Origin of the sequence: Paraburkholderia graminis (assembly GCF_003330785.1) — a bacterium.
Lineage (GTDB): Bacteria > Pseudomonadota > Gammaproteobacteria > Burkholderiales > Burkholderiaceae > Paraburkholderia > Paraburkholderia graminis.
On the sequence record NZ_CP024934.1, the window covers coordinates 1,677,202 to 1,697,098 of the forward strand.

Annotated in this window: 15 protein-coding genes and 1 pseudogene; 9 read left to right on the top strand and 7 right to left on the bottom strand. The window is 60.0% G+C overall.

Features of this window, described 5'->3' with window-relative positions; genetic code table 11:
* Positions 1 to 99 precede the first annotated feature (99 nt).
* The 5 genes from CUJ91_RS07440 (at position 100) to CUJ91_RS07460 (ending at position 6,315) form a co-directional block, all read left to right on the top strand.
* The gene (locus tag CUJ91_RS07440; protein WP_107708293.1) at positions 100 to 1,218 is read left to right on the top strand and encodes an NAD(P)/FAD-dependent oxidoreductase; all 1,119 of its coding nucleotides are present in this window, start codon (positions 100 to 102) and stop codon (positions 1,216 to 1,218) included.
* A gap of 861 nt (positions 1,219 to 2,079) precedes the next feature.
* Positions 2,080 to 2,895 carry an enoyl-CoA hydratase-related protein gene (locus CUJ91_RS07445; protein WP_006051012.1) on the top strand — a complete coding sequence of 272 codons (816 nt, stop codon included), beginning with the start codon at positions 2,080 to 2,082 and terminating at the stop codon, positions 2,893 to 2,895.
* 72 nt (positions 2,896 to 2,967) lie between these two features.
* The gene (locus tag CUJ91_RS07450) at positions 2,968 to 4,335 is read left to right on the top strand and encodes an MFS transporter (RefSeq protein WP_107708291.1); all 1,368 of its coding nucleotides are present in this window, start codon (positions 2,968 to 2,970) and stop codon (positions 4,333 to 4,335) included.
* Positions 4,336 to 4,377: 42 nt separating this feature from the next.
* The gene (locus CUJ91_RS07455; protein WP_107708289.1) at positions 4,378 to 5,337 is read left to right on the top strand and encodes a hydroxymethylglutaryl-CoA lyase; all 960 of its coding nucleotides are present in this window, start codon (positions 4,378 to 4,380) and stop codon (positions 5,335 to 5,337) included.
* 84 nt (positions 5,338 to 5,421) lie between these two features.
* On the top strand, positions 5,422 to 6,315 hold the full coding sequence (locus CUJ91_RS07460) for an MBL fold metallo-hydrolase (RefSeq protein WP_244230984.1): 894 nt from the start codon (positions 5,422 to 5,424) through the stop codon (positions 6,313 to 6,315).
* Between the two features lie 79 nt (positions 6,316 to 6,394).
* Here the strand turns inward: CUJ91_RS07460 and CUJ91_RS07465 are convergent, their stop codons facing one another.
* Both CUJ91_RS07465 and CUJ91_RS34735 read right to left on the bottom strand, forming a co-directional pair.
* Entirely contained in the window at positions 6,395 to 7,066 is a 672-nt protein-coding gene (locus tag CUJ91_RS07465; RefSeq protein ID WP_006051008.1) for a LysR substrate-binding domain-containing protein, read from the bottom strand.
* 105 nt (positions 7,067 to 7,171) lie between these two features.
* Positions 7,172 to 7,330 (bottom strand): annotated as a pseudogene (locus CUJ91_RS34735) (helix-turn-helix domain-containing protein); the annotation flags it as partial.
* Between the two features lie 360 nt (positions 7,331 to 7,690).
* Between CUJ91_RS34735 and CUJ91_RS07470 the strand changes: the two are divergent.
* Genes CUJ91_RS07470 through CUJ91_RS07480 form a run of 3 tightly spaced genes read left to right on the top strand, consistent with a single transcriptional unit; the run spans position 7,691 to position 11,766 of the window.
* Positions 7,691 to 9,682: a hydantoinase/oxoprolinase family protein gene (locus tag CUJ91_RS07470; RefSeq protein ID WP_244230998.1), complete on the top strand. Its 1,992-nt coding sequence runs from the start codon at positions 7,691 to 7,693 to the stop codon at positions 9,680 to 9,682.
* Between the two features lie 59 nt (positions 9,683 to 9,741).
* The gene (locus CUJ91_RS07475) at positions 9,742 to 11,427 is read left to right on the top strand and encodes a hydantoinase B/oxoprolinase family protein (RefSeq protein WP_244230999.1); all 1,686 of its coding nucleotides are present in this window, start codon (positions 9,742 to 9,744) and stop codon (positions 11,425 to 11,427) included.
* Between the two features lie 57 nt (positions 11,428 to 11,484).
* Positions 11,485 to 11,766, top strand: coding sequence for a CoA transferase (locus CUJ91_RS07480; protein WP_244230985.1), 282 nt, complete (start codon positions 11,485 to 11,487; stop codon positions 11,764 to 11,766).
* On the opposite strand, the gene CUJ91_RS07485 is transcribed toward CUJ91_RS07480, so the two are convergent.
* The 3 genes from CUJ91_RS07485 to CUJ91_RS07495 all read right to left on the bottom strand — a co-directional run bounded on the left by CUJ91_RS07485 (position 11,741) and on the right by CUJ91_RS07495 (position 15,568).
* Complete coding sequence (locus CUJ91_RS07485; protein ID WP_107708285.1) at positions 11,741 to 12,730, bottom strand: D-2-hydroxyacid dehydrogenase family protein; 990 nt, start codon at positions 12,728 to 12,730, stop codon at positions 11,741 to 11,743. The two genes, CUJ91_RS07480 and CUJ91_RS07485, sit on opposite strands and share 26 nt — an antisense overlap.
* Positions 12,731 to 12,844: 114 nt before the next feature.
* Positions 12,845 to 14,206 (bottom strand): MFS transporter, encoded by a 1,362-nt coding sequence (locus CUJ91_RS07490; protein WP_107708283.1) that lies wholly within the window; start codon positions 14,204 to 14,206, stop codon positions 12,845 to 12,847.
* A gap of 159 nt (positions 14,207 to 14,365) precedes the next feature.
* A complete protein-coding gene (locus tag CUJ91_RS07495; protein ID WP_006051003.1) occupies positions 14,366 to 15,568 on the bottom strand; it encodes a CaiB/BaiF CoA transferase family protein in 1,203 nt (400 codons plus the stop codon).
* 342 nt (positions 15,569 to 15,910) lie between these two features.
* Between CUJ91_RS07495 and CUJ91_RS07500 the strand changes: the two genes are divergently transcribed.
* Positions 15,911 to 16,990: a LacI family DNA-binding transcriptional regulator gene (locus CUJ91_RS07500; RefSeq protein ID WP_232292323.1), complete on the top strand. Its 1,080-nt coding sequence runs from the start codon at positions 15,911 to 15,913 to the stop codon at positions 16,988 to 16,990.
* 125 nt (positions 16,991 to 17,115) lie between these two features.
* On the opposite strand, the gene CUJ91_RS07505 is transcribed toward CUJ91_RS07500, so the two are convergent.
* Complete coding sequence (locus tag CUJ91_RS07505; protein ID WP_029969339.1) at positions 17,116 to 18,132, bottom strand: alpha/beta fold hydrolase; 1,017 nt, start codon at positions 18,130 to 18,132, stop codon at positions 17,116 to 17,118.
* 13 nt (positions 18,133 to 18,145) lie between these two features.
* A complete protein-coding gene (locus tag CUJ91_RS35085; protein ID WP_114156068.1) occupies positions 18,146 to 19,849 on the bottom strand; it encodes an amino acid ABC transporter permease/ATP-binding protein in 1,704 nt (567 codons plus the stop codon).
* Between the last annotated feature and the right edge of the window lie 48 nt (positions 19,850 to 19,897).

The following is a 19,897-nucleotide window of genomic DNA, read 5'->3' on the forward strand; positions in this document are numbered from 1 at the left end:
AACGGCGCAGCCTTCCTTGACACTGGGGAGCCACGGAAACTCAAATTTTAAGAATCTCACCTTGGCAACGCTATTTGCATCAACGAAAAGAGGCACTCTATGAATTCGGCACCTAAAGTGGTCATCATCGGTGCAGGCATCATCGGCACCACGCTCGCTTATGATTTCGCGAAACGCGGCGCGCGCGTGACCGTGCTCGACAAGCACGAGGTCGCGAAAGGCGCGACATCGGGATCCTTCGCGTGGATTACGAACCAGACGAAGTTCCGCAACGCGGACTCGCTCGGCGAAGTCGGCGCGCAGCATTACTTCAATCTGCATCGACTGTCGCACTTGCGCTGGCGTTATCTGCAAAGCGAGATCGACGGTCTGCCGATCCGCTGGTCTGGCTGCTTGCAAAGCGCCGAGCCGGATACCGCTGAGGCAGCGGAACTCGCGGCGGAACTCGACCGGCGCCTGCGGTGGGGCAGCCCGACTTATCGCGTCACCACGGCCGAGGCACGCGACATTGAGCCGGGGTTTGAACCAGGCGCCGAGACGGATATTTTCTACACGCCTGACGAAGGGATGATGTCGCCTGTGCAACTGACGTCAATGATGCTCGAGGCCGCGGTCGCACACGGGGCGCAGTATTCGCCGCACGACGCGTATCAGGGCTTTACGAAGACGGCGGGCGGTTACGAAATCCGGAGCGGAAGTGGCAAGCGCGAGGCCGATATTCTCATCTTCGCGGGCGGCATTGCGAACCCGGAGCTCGTCGAAGGTACGGGGCTTAAGGCACCGCTCATCCACAGCACGGGCAGCGTCGTCCACCTCGCGCCGTTGCCGCGGCTTTTCGATTCGGTCATTCTTGGCGCACACGTTCATGCGATTCAGCGCATCGACGGTCGCGTGGTCATCGCCAAGCACTTCTCCGGTTCACCCGTTGGAGATCCAAGCACGCCCGACCCGGAGGAGCTCGTGCGTGTCGCCGCCCGAGTGCTACCAGGTTTGAAGAACGCCATTGTCGAGAAAGTCACCGAAACGCGTCGCGTCATTCCGGCTGACGGGTTGCCTGTCGTGAGCCGCTCTAAAGAACTTCCCGGCGTGCTTTCTATTACGACGAACGCAGGCATTAGTCTGGCAGCCGGATTGTCGCAACTGATCACCACGGAACTGCTTGACGGCGTGACTGTGAAGCTATTGGACCCCTATCGCTCAGAGCGCTTTGTCGGCTAAGCAATGCTTTGACGTCTGCCCAGGCGCATCGCCATGAAGCGGCCTCGGTGGATGAACCTGCCGAGGCCGCGCGGCCGCCCGCTCCGCTCAACCTTTGCTCGGGAGACCGGACGTCGTCTATCCGGCGGCGTCCGGTGTTGGATTGAATCCTGGACTGAGGCACGCCAGGAAAACCAAACCATGACGAACGCGATTGTCGCGGCCGTGAAAACCGAAGGTAACGAGCGTGGCGATCATGAGCGCCGTGCCGGTGGCAAACTGAGATCGGAAAATCATGAGCAACGCAGCACTTCAACATAAGCAGCGGTGCGCGAACACGCTGCATTGTTAGGCTCAAGAACAAGTGCGGGTTGGACGGCAAATTCCGCAGATGAACTACGTTCCTACGCCTACCCCTACGCCTGCGCTTAAGGCTGAAATGGACTCACCAATAGCTGAGTACGATCGCGCGGCGGCTGACTTCGATGCGGCCCGTGCGGCATGCGATACGCCTGTTTTCGTCGCACTTGTCCGATAGACGGGGAAAGATTCTTTGCCAGTGCCGGGCCATCGCTACTGGTTATCACGGATATAACCTATTACGTTCACGTGATTGCAACGTTTCATTACCCGTACATAGGGCGCATCAGTACACTCGGTTGTCAGTGCGAGGCGCGGCTATCAGTCGCCGAGTCCGTGACCGTGCAGCTTACCGATATCAGGGAAATGGTTCCGGCCTGCTGATCCGCTCACAACATGAAACGATCAGGCGCCGTTGCGCTCGGCGCTGCCCGCATCCAGTAGTGACAGGCATCGGAGCGGTGAGCAGCCCACGTCTCGCCGGTGCAGTTTTTCATTGATAGATACGCATCAGGAGTCACATTGAAGATAGCTCAACACCTCGACCCGGCCACGATCAGGACGTTGGCGCTTGAAGAAATCGATGGCCAGATTCTCGTGATCCGGTTGAACCGTCCAGAAGTGTCGAACGCAATCAGCACACCAATGGGCCAGGAGCTGATCAAGGTCTTCGGTGCGCTGGAGGTCGACCCCACTCAATATCGTTGCGCGATTCTCACGGGTACGGGCGAGCGGGCCTTCTGCGGTGGAGCGGATCTCAAGCAACGCGAAGGCATGACGGACGAGCAGTTCGGCACGCAGCACTATCTGTTCGAACGCATGGTGCGCGCAATCACCCATTGCCCGATTCCTCTTATCTGCGCCGTCAATGGATCGGCAGTTGCAGGCGGCCTCGAACTGCTGCTGGCGTGTGATTTCGCCTACGCATCGAATCAGGCCGTCTTCGGATTTACAGAGGTGAAACGCGGAATCATGCCGGGGGGCGGTGGTACCCAGCAGCTTCCTCGCACGATCGGTACGCGACGCTCGAAAGAACTGATTTTTCGCGGCTCGAAGTTCTCAGCGGAAGAAGCGCTCGCGTGGGGTGTCGTGAACCAGTTGTACGAGCCGAACCAGGTGCTGGCACGCGCGATCGAAGCCGCCCGTGACATCTGCACGAGCGCACCTCTTTCAGTTGCGCAGGCAAAGAAGGCGATCGACCTCGGGATGCAAAGCGATCTGAACACGGGTCTCTTCATCGAAATAGAAGCCTACAACCGGCTCATCCCGACGCAAGACCGTCTCGAAGGTATCAGTGCATATAACGAGAAGCGGCAGCCTGTCTTCAAGGGACGCTAGCCGCACCGCACAGGAAAGCCGCCAGTCGCGCGTGGCGGCCAACTAACCGGCCTTTCGCCGGAGGAGACATGCATGAACTCGCCCATCAGTGCCGCGGCTAGTCCGCTGGCAGAGCAAGCATATCGAAAAATCACGCGGCGCCTGATTCCTTTCCTGTTCCTCTGTTACGTGTTCGCTTTCCTGGACCGTGTGAACGTCGGAATCGCGCAGCTCGACATGAAACACGACGTCGGCTTCAGCGACTTCACCTACAGCATTGGCGCAGGCATTTTCTTTCTCGGCTACGTGCTGATGGAAGTGCCGAGCAACCTTCTGTTGACGAGAATCGGCGTAAAGCGGACCTTCTCGCGAATCATGGTTCTGTGGGGCATCCTGGCTGCGGCGACCGCATTCGTGACCCTCCCGTCGCATTTCTACACCGTACGCTTTCTGCTCGGTCTTGCCGAAGCCGGTCTGTATCCGGGCATCATTTTCTATCTGACGCGCTGGTACCCCGTCGAGCGCCGTGCCAAAGCCATTGCTATCTTCACTTGTGCAACGGGCATAGCCGGGTTGCTTGGCGGCCCGATGTCCGGCTGGCTGATGACGCACATGGAGGGCATCCGCGCCATGCATGGCTGGCAATGGATGTTCATCGTACAGGGCTTGCCGGCAAGCTTCCTTGGCATTGCCGCATTTTTCTTCCTGGACGACGGCCCCGAAAAAGCAAAGTGGCTGAGTGACGCCGAGAAGGCGCAGATTCTCGCGGACCTGAAGCACAGTTCAGGTGTGAGCGGGACGCACGCGGAACACACCTTCATGAATGCACTTCGCGACCCACGCGTGTATGTGATGGGCTTCGTCTGGTTTGCACAGATTGCGGGTGTGTTTGCGATCGGCTTCTGGTTACCCACGCTGATCAAGAGTACGGGGCTGACGAGTCCGCTAGAAATCGGTATCTATTCGGCCATTCCGTACTTTGTGAGCTGGATTGCGCTGATCGGGATGAACTGGAACTCCGACCGCACGATGGAGCGCCGCTGGCACTGTGGCATCACGATGATTATCGGTGCCCTCGGTCTGTTTGCGGCGGGTCTGATTCACGGCAGCCTTGCATGGTCGCTGGTGGCGCTTTCGATCGCGACGGCGGGGATTCTTGCGCCCAATCCTCTGATCTGGGCGATTTCGACGGACTACATCCGCGGCAGCGGAGCAGCAGGCGGAGTCGCCGTCGTGAACTGTATCGGTCTGCTCGGAGGGTTTGTCAGTCCCATGATCATCGGCTCGATCAAGACGGCGACCAACAGCATGGCTGGAGGACTCGGCGCCATCTCCCTGCTCATGCTCATCGGCGCGCTTGCTGCAATTGTGCTCGCTCCGAAAACGACGGGTGCCAGGTCGCTCGAGGAGCTTGCCGCTGACAGGCTGGACGACTCCGCGGCAGCGAACGTAATGCTTTGACAGATGCCCATGCGGTCATCTGGTGACGAAGGAGATTCAGGAATGACGACGCGTGAAAAGGTGACAGTGCGGGAAGTAGGGCTGCGCGATGGCCTGCAAATGGTCCGGACGATTCTGTCGACAGAGCAGAAGCTGGAGTGGTGCCGGCGAATGGTGGAGGCCGGCTCGGTCGAAATCGAAGTGACGTCGTTCGTGCCTCCCAAAATCGTCCCGCAGTTTGCCGATGCAGTGGAAGTGGCTCGGGGCGCGCTCGATATAACCGGACTGCACGCTGCGGCGCTGGTTCCGAATCTGAAGGGGGCGCAACGCGGGTTTGAAGTCGGTCTGAGCAAGGTGCATTACGTGCTGTCGGCAAGTAACGAACACAACCTGAAAAATGTGCGCCGGACGACGGCGGAGTCAGTGGAAGACTTCGCGCGGATTGTCCTCGAGCGCGACACCGTTGAACGCACAGCGCGCAGAATCACGCTCGGCGCGGGCGTGGCGACCGCGTTCGGCTGCACGATCTCCGGCCGCGTCGAAGAAAGCGGGGTGCTCGGTCTCGTGGAAACACTCCTCGAAGCAGGCGCTGACGAGATCACGATTGCCGATACGGTCGGTTATGCGAATCCCCGCCAGGTGAAGGCGCTGATGCGCGAGGTTCTCGCGATCACCAGGGATGTGCCGGTCGCCTGTCATTTCCACGACACCCGGGGCCTCGGTCTTGCCAATGTTGTCGCCGCGCTCGATGCCGGTGTGCGCAGCTTCGACTCTTCGCTAGGCGGTCTTGGCGGGTGTCCGTTCGCGCCGAATGCCACTGGGAACATCAATACCGAAGACACTATTTTTCTCCTGGAATCCGAAGGGTTCGATACGGGCATAAATATCGATGCGCTGCTTGCAATCAGGGAGACGATTGCGGGCTGGTTACCAGGTGAGCCGTTCACGGGTGCCATTGCGCGAGCAGGCGTTCCCAAGACATTCGATCTGCGCGAGGCGGAGATGTTCCCGGCGGGGCAGTGACGGTAATGCATTGCCACGTGTGCGCGTCGGTCCGCGCCCCGGCATGAAATGTTTTTGAAGCGGAAGAAGGAGAACGCAGTGCACGTGCAGAAAATCGGCGACGTCGAGATCAGCAAGTTCAGCGAGATCGATAGCCTGGAGTTTGAACCGAATTGGCTTTTCCCCACGGTCGAGCGCGACTTCGTGAAGGAGCAGCGCAGCTGGCTCGGTCCGCGCCTGATCGAACCGACCGACCTCAAGCTGTATCTCAGCTTCCACAGCTACGTTGTCAAAACGCGCCATCACACCATTCTTGTGGACACCTGCAACGGAAATCACAAGCAACGTCCGTCGATGCCGGCATGGAGCAACCTGCAGACGCCATACATCGATAACCTGGCGGCGCTGGGCATCCGTCCGGAAGACATCGACTACGTGATGTGCACGCATCTGCACACCGATCATGTCGGCTGGAACACTCGTCTAGAAGATGGCCGCTGGGTTCCGACCTTCCCGCGTGCGAAATACATCTTCTCGCGCACCGAGTACGACCATCTGATGAAACTGCATCAGTCGAATCCTGAATTGCCGGTGAATCGCGGCTCGTTCGTCGATAGCGTGCTGCCTGTCGTCGAACACGGCCAGGCGAGGTTTGTCGAAATGGACCATTCGTTCGAGCACGAACTCGGCGAGAATGTGTGGTTCACTCCGGCAGCGGGCCACACTGCGGGCCATGTGCTGATTCATGTCGGGCATGAGCATGGCGAACATGCCGTAATGACCGGCGACGTGATCCACCATCCAATCCAGTTTGTCGACCCTTCGCTCCCGAACGCGGCGGATTTCGACGCCGGGCTGGCCCATCAGGCGCGGCTGGGTGTGATGAGCCGCTACGCGGACACGTCAACGAAAATCCTGACGGCTCACTTCCCGTCGCCAACGGCCGGTCGCGTGGTGAGCCACGGTGACAGCTTCCGCTTTGCTTTCGACAAGGAATAAGCAGTAGAGGGCATGCGCGCGCAAGACGCAGATTGCGTGCGCCTATCGTGAGCCGGGATTAGCCGTGAATAACCGCCCCTCACTTTTGTGCGATGCGGCTCTGGCAAAGTTCGATGAACTTCAACACAGGTTGCGTCAGCGTGGCGCCACGACGCGTTGCAATGCCGTATGGCGCTCCACGCCGCTCGATGTAAATCGGCAATATCTTTACGAGCCCGCCCACCGCGAAATACTCCGCGACCTTGCGAGGTATCAGGCCCACCGTGCCGCCTCCGGTCTGGAGCAGAGCGAGTGTGGCGAAGGTGGACGAGGTTTCCATCGCGTAGCGTGGAAAGCCGAGACCTTCGTCATCGAGAAGCTGCTCGAAGAGTGACCGCATCGGCAGTGTTGCCTGCGGAACGATCCACGGGTTACCAATAATGTCGGCTAGTTGCACGCCGGTTCTGTCGCCCAGAGGGTCGGCGCCATCTACCACCACGCATATCTCTTCCACCTCTAGCGGAATGAAGTCGTAGGCCTCCGGATGAACGCTGACACTGGACCGCCCGATCACGAGGTCCAGCAGCCGCTGGTCGAGCATGGCGAGCAGCCGCGCGCTGTTGTCTTCCCATACCTCGATCGAGGTATCGGGCTGACTCTCGCGTAGCGCTTTTACAGTAGGCGCCAGCCACACCGGCAACGAGCCCATCACTGCGCCAACGGCGAGTGTTCCGCCGCCGCCTCGCAGGATTGCCGCCATCTCATCGCGCATCGTTCCGACGTCCGCCCGAAGCGTTCGTGCGTGACGTATCACGCATCGCCCCAGGTCGTTGGGAACAATCCCACGTGGCGAGCGGGAAAACAGTTCAACACCGAATATGGCTTCGAGCTCTTGCAGCGATTTGGTTATCGCCGGCTGCGACAAGGAGATCTGCTGCGCTGCCTTGCGCAAAGACCCGTGGTCGTCGAGCGCGATCAGCAGCGCAATGTGGGCTCCCCGAAGGCGCCTGAGAATCGCATCGTTACTGGTTATCACGGATATAACCTCAGACGTTCACCTGATTCGAACCTTTCATTATCTGCCTTGGACGACGCATCAGTACACTGGACTTGCCGGTGGACGAGTACGCGATCTGCAAGGCGCGCACGTCGATGCAACGTATTCGGACGGATCACACGATGCATTCGACGCCAGGCGATAACTCACGCGAATCACTGTCGCGCAGTGTACTCGCGATTTCCGCCTCGATGCATGCAGACGGCGCCGGGAGGCTCATTCCGCGAATGGCTCGTCGACGTCCGACCGGTATTCGAGGAGGCTCATGTTTGTCAACGGAGACAACGAAGCGTGAAACGAATAGGAATAGACGTCGGCGGGACCTTCACCGACGTCGTCATGGTGGACGACTCGACCGGAAAAGTGTGGTCGACCAAGGTGCCGACGACGCCTAAAGACCGCGTCCTGGGGACGGTCGAAGGTTTTCGAAGGATTCTCGAAATCTCGGGCTCGAAGAGCGGCGATATTTCATTCCTTGGCCACGGAACGACAATGGCCACGAACATGGTGGTCGAAGGCACGGGCGCGAAAACTGCGTTGGTCACCACGCGCGGGTTCAGGGACATTCTTGAATTGAGGCGTGCATCCCGTCACGACCGTGCCGACCTGTACGACCTGCTGTTCGACAACCCAAGGGCGCTGGTCGAGCGTCGTTGGAGACTGGAGGTAACGGAGCGCCTGCGTTTCGATGGGAGCGTCGAGACAGCGCTCTCGCACGAGGAACTGACGCAGATCGCCGCGCACATCCGTGACTCAGACGTTGAAGCGGTCTCTGTGTGTTTCCTGCACGCGCACGTCAATCCCGAGCATGAAAGGGCTGCCGTTGGCGCGCTGCGCGAAATGCTGCCGGACCGGTTCGTGTGCGCCTCGCACGAAGTCAACCCTGAAGCCATGGAGTACGAGCGGACCAGTTCGACCGTCATTAACGCAATGCTCGGACCGGTGTGCGGGCGCTACATCGGCCGTCTGGTGGATGCGCTTGCGCAGCTTGGCTTTGCCGGCAAGTTTCTGTTCATGCAATCCAACGGTGGGCTCGCGAGCCCGGCGCGCGTCGCTGACCGTCCGATCGTGCTGCTCGAGTCGGGGCCTGCGGGCGGTGTTAGCGCTGCAATCCGCAATTGCGAGCGGGGCAACCTGCGCAATGCGATTCTTGGCGATATGGGCGGCACGACGTTCGACGTTTCGCTCATCCGCGACTTCAGACCGGAGATCCGGAACAAAAGCCTGTTGCACAGCTACACAGTGCGCTCTCCCAGCATCGACATCGACTCCGTGGGTGCGGGCGGCGGCTCCATCGTCTGGATCGACGCGGGTGGCGGCGTACGCATCGGACCCGAGAGCGCCGCCGCCGACCCGGGTCCCGCATGCTATGGCCGCGGCGGTACCCGACCGACCGTCACCGACTGCAATCTCGTGCTTGGCTATATCGACCCGGACAATTTTCTCGGGGGCGAATTCAAGCTGGACGCCAAGGTGGCGTGGCGCGTCGTCGACGAAGTCATTGCCAGGCCTTTGGGCATGAGCGTGCCGGAGGCGGCGCAGGCGGTTCGCTCCGTCACCAACGCACTGATGGCGCAGGCGGTCCGCATCATGACGGTGGAGCGGGGTTACGACCCGCGTGAATTCTCGTACATCTGTTATGGCGGCGCGGGCCCTGTACATGCGGTAGACCTCGCTCATGAAATGGGGATTCGCCGCGTTGTGATTCCGCCGCTGCCGGGCCTCTTCAGCGCGTTCGGCATGATGGTCGCCGACCAGCAGTACGACTATCAACGCCCGGTCGAATGCGACCTCGCCCAGCTCGGCGACGAAAGACTGCACGCGGAATTCAGCGAACTGCTTGCGCTCGGGCGAAGCGAAGCAGGGCGCCACGGTGTCGAGGCAAATGCGACCCGCGCTGTGCGTCTCGCGGATTGCCGCTACGTCGGTCAACCGGATGTCATCACGGTAGACGTCCCGGAAGGCGCATCGTGCGCTGCGCTCGCGAGCGACTTCGAGGCGGCGCATCAGCGTCTATGGAACTTCGTAAGCAAGGACAAGACGATCATGGTCGCCAACTTGCGGCTGCAACTCATTGCGACGAGCGGCTGGCAAGGCGGCGTCGCGCATTCGGATGAGGAAGCAGCGGTTACTCCTGTGCGAACACGCGATGTGTACATCGATGGAACTGTCAGGGCCTTGCCGGTCTTTGCTCGCAGCCGGCTTCCGGTCGGCGCCCAGATCGACGGCCCGGCCGTCATCGAAGAGCACAGCAGTTGCGCGGTCCTGAAAGAATCGCATACAGCACGCGTCGACGACGACCTGAACCTTGTGATCGAACTGGCGGCCTGAACATGAACATCGTGACATACGAAATCATCCGTAGCAGCCTGTATGCGGTTGCGCGCGAAATGAAGATTGCAATGATGCGCACGGCGGGAAGTCCGCTGATGCATGCGAGTGGCGACTCGTCGGCCGCAATCTTCGACGCGGATATGCAACTCGTGGCTCAAGGCAACGACATTCCAACGATGCTGGGTTCGGCCGTGATCTCCACGCGCGTGTCGGTGGAGGCGATCGGCCGCGACAATCTGCGGCCTGGCGATGTGATCGTCAGCAATGACGCGTACGTGGGGGGCGGCAATCACCAGCCGGACGTGCAGTTCACGCGCCCTGTCTTTGTCGGCGGCGAGATCGTCGCCTTCGTGATGACGCGTGGCCACTGGACCGATATTGGCGGTCAGTCGCCGGGCAGCTATGCGATTGCGACGTGGGACGTCTTCGCCGAGGGAATCCGGATTCCGCCGGTTCTGCTGTACCGGAACGACGAGCCGGTGCGCGACGTACTGGAAATACTCACGCGCAACAGCAGAAACTCGCATGAATTAAGGCTCGATATCCAGGCGCAGTACGCCGGCACGTACGTGGGCGACCGGCGCATTGCCGAGCTGGTGGCGAAATATGGCGCCGATGCATTGCGCGAAGTCATGAGCCAGAGTCTCGACCATTCGGAGAAGCTCATCCGCGCGGAGATTGCGAAGATCCCGGACGGCGTCTATGAAGCTGAGGAATTCCTCGACCCGATCGAGGCGCCAGGATGGAAGCACGAGCGACCGCTCCTGAAGGTGAACGTTACCGTGAAGGGCGACCACATTACCTTCGACTTCACGGGGACAGGCGCTCAGGTGCGCGGCGGGATCAATTGTCCGTTTTCAGTCACCTGCAACAGCACCTGGTTCACAGTCAAGGCATTGACGGACCTTAGCATTCCAATCAACCAGGGCTGCTATCGGCCCGTGACCATCATTGCTCCGCAAGGCAGTGTCCTCAATTGCGAGTACCCGGCCTCTGTCGTGTCGGGCAACACCGAAACCTCGCCGCGAGTGATCGACCTTCTTCTCAAGGCTCTTGCGCCTGCCGTCCCGGATCGCATCCTCGGACAAAGCAACTGCGCGGCCTGCGCGGGAATCTTTAGCGGACGCGATACGAATCAGAGGCGAGTGGCGGAGACTGGAGAAAAATTCGTCACGATGCATGACGTTCACGCCGGCGGCATGGGTGCGCGGCCAGACAAGGACGGGGTCAGCGGGATCCGGGTCTATGTCGGCAACGCTGGCAGCCAGTCGATCGAGATGATCGAACGGACATCGCCGTTGCTGGTGGAAGAGTGGTCGCTCGTATCGGATACGGGTGGCGCCGGCCGGCAGCGCGGTGGGCTGACCTCTCGCCGCGTGTACCGGGTCGAATATGACGAAGCCACCTTTACGGTCTCGGGAGAGCGCGGTTATACGGCGCCTGAAGGACATTTTGGCGGCCTCGCCGGCAGCCCGTTTGTGTGCAAGGTACGGCGCGCGGACGGCCAGGAGGTGGCCGTACCTGCAAAGGGCGGCCAGACGGTGGTCTACCGGAATGACCGGGTCGTCGTGCAGCCGGCAGGCAGCGGCGGTTTCGGCGAGCCACGGCAGCGCGAGCGCGCGCGGGTGCTCGCCGATGTTGCCGACGGCTACATCAGTCGCGAGGCGGCAGTCCGCATCTATCAGCTCGACCTGGGGCCGATCCAGCCGGAGAAATATGAAGTCGCCGTGGAGGCAACGTAAGCCGGTGACAGCATATAAACGGAGTATGCAGATGACCAGGCAGCTTCCACTCGACGAGTGAGTAACCGTGTAGAACTTATCGACCTGTTGCAGCGTGCCTTTGGCAAGAAGGCCGCTGCTTACTGGCTTGAACGCCTCGACGAGGCCGGTATTTCTTGTGGCCCGATTCAAACGGTCGATCAGGTGGTCGCACACGAACAGACAAGGGCGCTCGTATCGAGCGGACGACACAAGACGGTGCAGCTACGTTTGTCGGCCTGCCTGTCGAAGAAATGCGGCGGGACACCGCCGCTTTTTCCGGTAGATTACCTTGTCAGGAGGGAACCGTCTGGTAGCTGATTTCGCGCTTCGCTGCGGTCAGCGTGCGAATCGGTTTGCCTTCAATCCAGGCAAGGATGTTTTCCACCGATTCGCCATAGTAGAACTCGTAAGAACCTTCGGTGACGTAGCCGATATGTGAAGTTGCTATGACGTTGTCCATGGTCCGGTATGGATGATTCGCGGGCAATGGCTCGACATCGAATACGTCCATGGCGGCACCCGCAATCTGCTTGCGGTTCAACGCGGCAATCAGAGCCTGCTCGTTGACGATCGGGCCGCGCGCGGTGTTGACGAGCAGCGCGTGAGGCTGCATCAGAGAAAGCTCGTGTTCACCAATCATATTGCGTGTGCGCTCCGAAAGGCGAACGTGAATAGACAGAATGTCACTGGAGGCGAGCAATTCTTCTTTCGATACGTACTGAGCCCCATGGCTCGCCGCGGACTCCGCAGTCATGTTCTGGCTCCATGCGATTGTCTTCATGCCGAAGGCCTGTGCGACGCGTGCGGTCACGCTTCCCGAATAGCCTAGTCCAAGCACACCGAGCGTCTTGCCGTTCAGGTCCCGGCCGACGGTAACTTGCCATCCTCCGTTTCTGAACGAGCTTACTTCTGTCGGGATGTGGCGTGCCGCGGCCAGAATCAGCGCCCATGTGTGTTCAGCCGCGGCGGTGAGCGACGAGGCCGTCCCGCAGACCGTGATGCCGAGTTCGTCCGCGGCTTCGATATCGATCGCGGCGTTCCACGGCCCGGTGCTTGCCAGCAATTTGAGGCCTTTGAGTCGCGAGAGGACGCTTCCCGGAAACCAGGTCCGTTCCCGCATGACGCACAGAATGTCATACGGCTCAAGCCGTTCGACCAGAGCGTCTTCATTGTCGATATGGTCGGTGATGACCGTTATTTCGGCATGCTCACGTAGACCGTGCCAGTTACCGAACTTCATCGATGTATTCTGATAGTCGTCGAGGATGGCGATTTTGTGCATGAGAGTTTCTTTACCGTTGATCCTGAATGGGCTTGCGAAGGCCCACCCGGTGAATCGTTCAGGGAAAACAGGCCGGTTGCTGCTGCTTACGTCTGGATGCGGCCTCTGGGGCGTCTACGCTGACCTGACCGCCCTGGGCTTGAATCCTGCGAACATGACGATGATTCCAAGAAAGAGAACGGCCGTCATGACGTAGAGGCCGCTATTGAGCGTGCCTGTCATTGTCTTCAACCATCCGATGACGAATGGGCTGCAAAACCCGCTAAGCAAACCTATGCAGTTCACGAACGCGATGCTGCCCGCTGCCGCGGCAGAACCGTGAAGATAGTCGGCAGCAATCGACCAGATCAGCACGTTTATCGAAAAGATGCCGACGCACGCGACGGTCAGCAGCGCGAGGGTCACGACGGCCGAGCTCATCGACTGCGATACCAGCAGAAGCGCTATCGCGCCTATCACGCCGGCGATGGTTGCATGCCAGCGCCTCTCGAGCATCCGGTCGGAACTTCGGCTGATGACGATCATTCCCAGCGCGCCCATTCCGTAAGGAATGGCCGATAGCCACCCGAGTTGCGACAGATTGGATATGCCCGAACTCTTCATGACGGTCGGCAACCAGAACGTGACGGAATAGGTGCCGCAAACAAACGCAAAGTCGATGAACGCAAGCATGTAGACCTTCGGGTCCGCAAGAGCCTGCGCAAGAGTGCCGTGCCCGTCCTGGTGGTTCTTGCGCTTGCGTTCGGTTTCGACCCGGAAGCCTTCCCGCAGCGTGTTCTTTTCCGCGTCGGTCAGCCATTTGGCTTTGTCGATGTTGTCGTCGAGGATAAAGAGCGTGAGGATGCCGAGCGCGACCGCGGGCAGTGCCTCGACGATGTAAAGCCATTGCCATCCCGCCATGTTCGCGACGTTCGCCAGCCCCGTCATCGCCCAGCCGGAAACGGGACCGCCGACAAGACCGGCGATGGGGAATCCAACCATGAAGCAGGAGATGATGACGCCGCGCCGGTTCTCCGGAAACCAGGAGCTGAGATAGAAAATAACGCCAGGAAAGAAGCCCGCCTCGAATACGCCCAGCAGCAGCCTGACGATGTAAAACTCGGTCACGTTGGTGACGAATGCCGTGCACATCCCCACAATCCCCCAGCAGATCATGATCCGGGCGATGGTTTTCTTCGCACCCATGCGCTTCAGAAGCAAAGCGCTGGGCACTTCGAGCAGGCAATACGAAAGAAAGAAGATGCCCGCGCCCAGACCATATACCGCATCGCTAAAACCAAGGGCGTCCTGCATTTGCAGCTTCGCGAAGCCGACGTTGATGCGGTCGAGGAATGCGACCACATAGCAAACGAAGAGCAGCGGCACGATGCGAAGCGCGACGCGGAGATAAAGCTTGTGTTCATCCGCGCTCACGGCCGTGACGGCCGGCATTTCGTCCGATGGCGCCGGCGTGGGTTCAAGAAAGGTCTGGCTCAATTGCTGTCTCCTGATTGTCCCGGTTCGCCTGCCGCATGAGGCCGACGTCCGGGAATCCTTGATGGAAGTGTGTGTGCAACTCTATTTGAATCGTTATCCGGACCTTCACTTCGGCGTTTACCTGGGTCTTTATCTGCCTCTTTGAGGATGCAACTGGCGTCAATCGCTTTCCTGCCGCAACAGGTCGTCAGCACGGTCGTGTGCCGGCGTCCTGATCAGCAGATGGTTGTGTTCGCCGAGCCCCGGTGTATTGCCGGGCAACGGTGGGCGCCGGCCGTCGAAAGAAACGGGAAGCGCGACGGTCGTAGTGCGTCCGTCGGGCGTCCGGCGAAGAATGTCGAGAGACGCGGTCTGTTCGTTTGTGACCACGCGATCGACCGTTTGCAACGGGCCGCATGGAATCGATCCGGCCTCGAGCGCATTAAGCCAGTCTCCCGCGGGCTTCTGCGCGAACCTGGCTTCGAGAAGCGGAATGAGCACCTTCCGGTTCAGAACGCGGTCTCCGTTGGTGGAGAATCGAGGATCGTCGGCGAGCGAGGGCAGGTCCATGACATTGCACAGACGCCGATACAGCGTGTCATTACCCGCGGCGACGAGGATTGCGCCATCGGTGCAGTCGAAGACCTGATAAGGCACGATGTTCGGACTACCGGAACCAATGCGGGTGGGCTCCGGACCGCCGGCGAGGCAGTCCGACAGAGGTACCGTCATCCAGGCGAGGGCGGTTTCATAGAGCGACACGTCGACAATCCGACCGCGTTCTGGGTCGTCACGGCCTTTATCTCGCAGCGCGGCCAGAACTCCAATGACGGCCCACATCCCCGTGCCCATGTCGTTGATCGAAACGGGGACGCGGCTGGGCGCATCGTCTGCATGTCCGACGATGCTCATCATTCCACTATAGGCCTGCACCAACGGGTCGTAACCGGGCTTGTTGCGCAAAGGGCCTGTGGCTCCGAAGGCTCCAAGGTTGCAATAGACGAGCGACGGACAGAGTTCCGTCAGGTCCTGTGCACCCAGGCCATAACGGTCGAGATTGCCGGGCCTCAGGTTCTGAAGGACCACGTCCGCATTCTCGACGATGAAGTCCCGAATCGATCTCGCGCAGGCCGGGTCGCCAAAATCGGCGCTGATGCTTTCCTTGCCGTGGTTCATTGCGTGAAAGAGCGCGGACGCGCCGTCGATGAAGGGCGGCCCCCATCCGCGGGCGTAATCTCCCTGGGCAGCGTTCTCAATCTTCACGACCCGGGCGCCAAGGTGAGCCAGGATGATGCCCGCGTACGGTGCCGCAAGGCTGTGCCCAATCTCCACCACACAGATGTCTTCGAGCGGGAGCCCTCGGGTGCTTCGTTGTTCAGTCATGGTAATGCCCGTCACGGTGTCTCGCTATTGAAATGAAACGTTTCCAAAATAAAAGATCTGAAGAGAAGCAGCTTTTGCACTCGATGCGGATCTTCAATGAAACGTTTCCAATATAGAGCGTCAATTATCGTTGTCAAGGCGGTGGTTCCCTGGAAAAGCGGCTTTTTACAGCCTGCTTGACAAAGCCGGCCGAGCCCGGAACATTGGGAACGTTTCATGCCGCAGGGCAAACCGGCGGGCAGGAGCCACGCTGGCAAAAGCCGCAAGCTCGTACCGAGGGAGGCCGGGCGAGTGAGTCCCAGGCGCTTCTTCCAATGGCTTGACAAAGGCCTGTTCCAACCAATGAGCACAGAATCGAAAGGCACTTCTCCACGCCGGACTTCGGCGGATACGGCTTCTGACGACGAGCGCAAGCCTTCAATCCGTGATGTAGCGCTTCTGGCCGACGTAAGTCTCGGAACCGTCTCGCGCGTGATAAACGCGCACCCGAACGTCCGCGAGGATACGCGCAAGCGCGTGAAGGCGGCCATCGTCGAACTCGGCTATGTGCCGGACATGGTGGCCCAAAGCATGCGCAATCACAGGTCGATGACATTCGCCTGCGTGATGCGCGACTTCACCGTGCCCGTGCTGAGTATGTTCGTGGACTCGATGCAGAAGGAGATCGAGGGTTTCGGGTTCTCACTGATGGTTGCGTCCAGCTATCACGACATCAAGCGGGAATTGGAACTGCTGCTCGGATTCCAGCAGAGGCGGATTGATGGCCTCGTTATCGCTACCTCGTCGGAAGAAGACCCGGCCCTTCTGACAATGCTGCGCGAGGTGCAGTTTCCAGTCGTGCTGCTGGACCGTGAGATGCCTGCCGAGCTGGATTCGGTCACGGTCAACCATGCCGCGGGTGTTCGGCAAGCGGTGCATCATCTTGCCGACCTTGGGCATCGTCGCATTGCACTCATTTCTGGCGAGCCAGGCGTGCATCCGACTCAAAGCCGCCTGAAGGGGTTCGGCGATGCATTCAACGAGCGCGGGCTGACGCTGGAACCGGAATTGATTCGACACGCCACGTTTGCACGCGACGCCGGCTATACAGAGACACGCCATCTGCTCGAGCTGGCCGAGCCGCCCACGGCCATCGTTGCCGGCGGAACGTCACTGCTTCCCGGTGTAATGCAGGCGACGCGGGAATGCGGACTTGTGGTACCGCAAGACCTATCGGTCATCGCGGGGGCCGACAGCGACGTTGCGCTTCTCGCCACGCCTGCGTTCACCGTGGTGCGCTGGAGTCATGACCAGTTGGGCAAGGCGGCGGGGAGGTTCCTGATGGAGCGGCTGGACAACCCAAAACTGCCGCGACGAAGATTGACGGTGGACGCGGAACTGGTGATGCGAGGCTCGTGCGCGGCACCGCGCATACGGCACTGAAGTACCGTTCCCCCTGGCGTTCCGGCGAACCGCTGCATCATCAACTTAACGGTCTCCGAGTCTCCTGAGTTCCGGCAAGCGAACTGCTCGATCATCAGCGAATAGGTCGATATGTTCCAGGAGCGTTACATAGCCAGAATTTCCCTTACTGCATTGTCGATGAACTTGACGTCGACGGGATTGGCCGCTGGGCCGCCTGCAAAATGCCCCCAGACTGACTCGATAGGCCGCAGCAGTGCATTGGGCATCTTCGACACTTCATACTCACTGTCTTCCGGCGGAAAATATAGATCGGTGCGCCCGGGCATCACGATTGCCCTGGCGGTGATACTGCCCAACGCCAGATCGAAATCGCCGTTATACAGCGAATTCGCGGATATGTCGCCGTGTTGCCAGCTCCACATCATTGACAGGATGTTGTTCGCGTCTTTCTTCAGGAAATCGCCCTCCCAGAACTGGGTAATGAAGTCCTCGAGGGAGCCATATCCCATTGCTTCCATGTCGAGCCGTTGGCGCAGAAACGCCTGCGAAAATCCCCAGCCCGCAAACACACGGGCAGCGGCACGCATTCCGCGCGTGGGCGGTGTGTCGTAGAACCCGTCGTGGAATGCAGGGTCCAGCAGCAACGGTGCCTTGAGCCCTTCGATAAACACAAAGTTGTGCCGCGAGCACCGTGCCGCTCCGCAAAACGGCAGAATGCGCTCGACCATTCGCGGATACATCGCCGCCCAGTGGAACGCCTGCATCGCGCCCATCGACCAGCCGGTGACGAGCCTGAGCGACTCAATGCCGAACTTCTCGGTCACAAGGCGATATTGCATCGCGACGTTGTCGTATAGCGTGACGCGCGGAAAGCGTCCACGGTCATAAGGCGGCGGATTGTTGCTCGGCGAACTCGATACGCCGTTGCCGAACATGTTCGGCACAATGATGAAGTACTCACGCGGGTCGAGTCCCATGTGCTCGCCAATCAACCATTCATTGTCCAGATGGCTGCCGCTATAAAACGTCGGGTAGACAATCGCGTTGTCGCGTGCCGCATTCAGCCGGCCATAGGTCTTGTAGCTGAGCAGCATGTCGGGCAGCGTCGCGCCGGACTGCAGCACGACGCGACCAAGGTTGAAAGTTTCGAAGTCCGTCATGAGAGCCTCATATTCAATTAGCGACGACGTTAAGGAATTTTCTGGTGCGCTCGTGAACCGGGTTGTCGATGACCTGCTGCGGCGTCCCCTGCTCGATGACTTCGCCGCCATCCATGAAAACGACGCGGTCGGCGACATCGCGGGCAAAGCGGACTTCGTGGGTGACCACGATCATCGTCATGCCGGCATCGGCGAGGCCACGCATCACGCCAAGCACTTCTCCGACAAGTTCTGGATCGAGCGCCGAAGTGGGCTCGTCGAACAGCATCAGCTTGGGCTTGATCGCGAGCGCCCGCGCAATCGCCACCCGCTGCTGCTGTCCGCCTGATAACCGATGCGGCAAAAAATCCGCATGGGCGGCGAGGCCGACGCTTTTCAACAGGTCGCGGCCGAGCGCTTGTGCTTCGGCGCGCGGCACGTCATAGACCTGCCGCTGTGCTTCGACGATATTGTCCAGCGCGCTCAAATGACTGAACAGATTGAAGTGCTGAAATACCATGCCGACGCGCGCTTCGGCGCGTGCGCGTGCGAGGTTGTGCAGAGGCCGAACCGTGCCGCCGCCGCCCGGCACTTCCCGATAACCCACATACCGTGAATCGACCTTGATCGTTCCCCAGTCGAGCGGTTCCAGATGGTTGATGAGCTTGAGCAGCGTGCTTTTGCCTGAGCCGCTCGGACCCAGAATGACGACCACTTCGCCATGCGCAATCGACAGATCGACGCCCCGCAGAATCTCGCGTTTGCCATACGACTTCCAGACGTTCCTGCATGCGACAAACGGTTCGTCGCGATGCCGGGGCGTGCGGCTTTCTGCGGGCAGCAGCGTGCCGATCCACGCGTGACCATTCGGTTCCATCTCCTGAGCGGCGACTGGCGCGAGATCCGGAGCGCCGGGCGGTTTCGCATCGGGCGTCGAAACGCGCAGTCCGAACCACGAGAATGTGAGTTTCCGGTCGCGCTCGTGATCGAAGATGCGTTCGAGCCACACCTGAACCAGTGAAATTCCGCTCGTGAGGAACAGATAGATCACCGCCGCTGCGCCGAACACGGTAAAAAACTTGAAGTTCTGGCCGACGACCTGTTGCGAGCGAAAGGTGAGTTCGTTGACGAAAATGACCGAGGCGATCGAGGTTAGCTTCAACATGCCGATGGTGTCGTTGGCGAGGCCGGGGATCACCGCCCGCATGGACTGCGGCAGGATAATGCGGCGTAATGTCAGCAACGGTCCCATGCCGAGCGCCGCGGCCGCGATGGATTGCGAGCGGTTCACCGACAGAATGCCGGCACGAAACAGTTCGGCGCTGAACGCCGCCTCGTTCAGTGCGAAGCCGATAACCGCAGTCGAGACTTCGTCGAAGCGCAGACCGATCAGCGGCAACGCGTCGAAAATAAATACGAGCTGCAGCAGTTGCGGCGTGCCGCGCACGAACCAGATATAGCCCCACGCCGCCGAGTTCAAAGTCCTGAATCGCGAGAGCCGCATCAGTGCAAGGCCGAGGCCGAGCATGAGCCCGATCGACATCGCTATCAGCGTGATCTTCACCGCGATCCACGCGCCGCCGAGCAGGAACGGCGAGCCGACATAACCCGCCAGTTCCCTGAAACCGTCGAGCACCTGGACGCCATTCAGGCCGGCCGCCATGGCCGGCTGAAAGACCAGCATGGCGGCCGCAACGAGCGTGCCGACGACGTTTTGTTTGATACGCGATGCCTTCATGTCAGAACCTGATTCATGACGCTACGGACACACTGGACGGTGTGCCGC

Coding starts and splice junctions, on each gene's coding strand:
- CUJ91_RS07440 (WP_107708293.1), top strand. CDS start 100: ATGAATTCGGCACCTAAAGTGGTCATCATCGGTGCAGGCATCATCGGC.
- CUJ91_RS07450 (WP_107708291.1), top strand. CDS start 2,968: ATGAACTCGCCCATCAGTGCCGCGGCTAGTCCGCTGGCAGAGCAAGCA.
- CUJ91_RS07455 (WP_107708289.1), top strand. CDS start 4,378: ATGACGACGCGTGAAAAGGTGACAGTGCGGGAAGTAGGGCTGCGCGAT.
- CUJ91_RS07465 (WP_006051008.1), bottom strand. CDS start 7,066: ATGCGCGATGAGATGGCGGCAATCCTGCGAGGCGGCGGCGGAACACTC.
- CUJ91_RS07470 (WP_244230998.1), top strand. CDS start 7,691: ATGGTGGACGACTCGACCGGAAAAGTGTGGTCGACCAAGGTGCCGACG.
- CUJ91_RS07475 (WP_244230999.1), top strand. CDS start 9,742: ATGAAGATTGCAATGATGCGCACGGCGGGAAGTCCGCTGATGCATGCG.
- CUJ91_RS07485 (WP_107708285.1), bottom strand. CDS start 12,730: ATGCACAAAATCGCCATCCTCGACGACTATCAGAATACATCGATGAAG.
- CUJ91_RS07495 (WP_006051003.1), bottom strand. CDS start 15,568: ATGACTGAACAACGAAGCACCCGAGGGCTCCCGCTCGAAGACATCTGT.
- CUJ91_RS07500 (WP_232292323.1), top strand. CDS start 15,911: ATGAGCACAGAATCGAAAGGCACTTCTCCACGCCGGACTTCGGCGGAT.
- CUJ91_RS07505 (WP_029969339.1), bottom strand. CDS start 18,132: ATGACGGACTTCGAAACTTTCAACCTTGGTCGCGTCGTGCTGCAGTCC.
- CUJ91_RS35085 (WP_114156068.1), bottom strand. CDS start 19,849: ATGAAGGCATCGCGTATCAAACAAAACGTCGTCGGCACGCTCGTTGCG.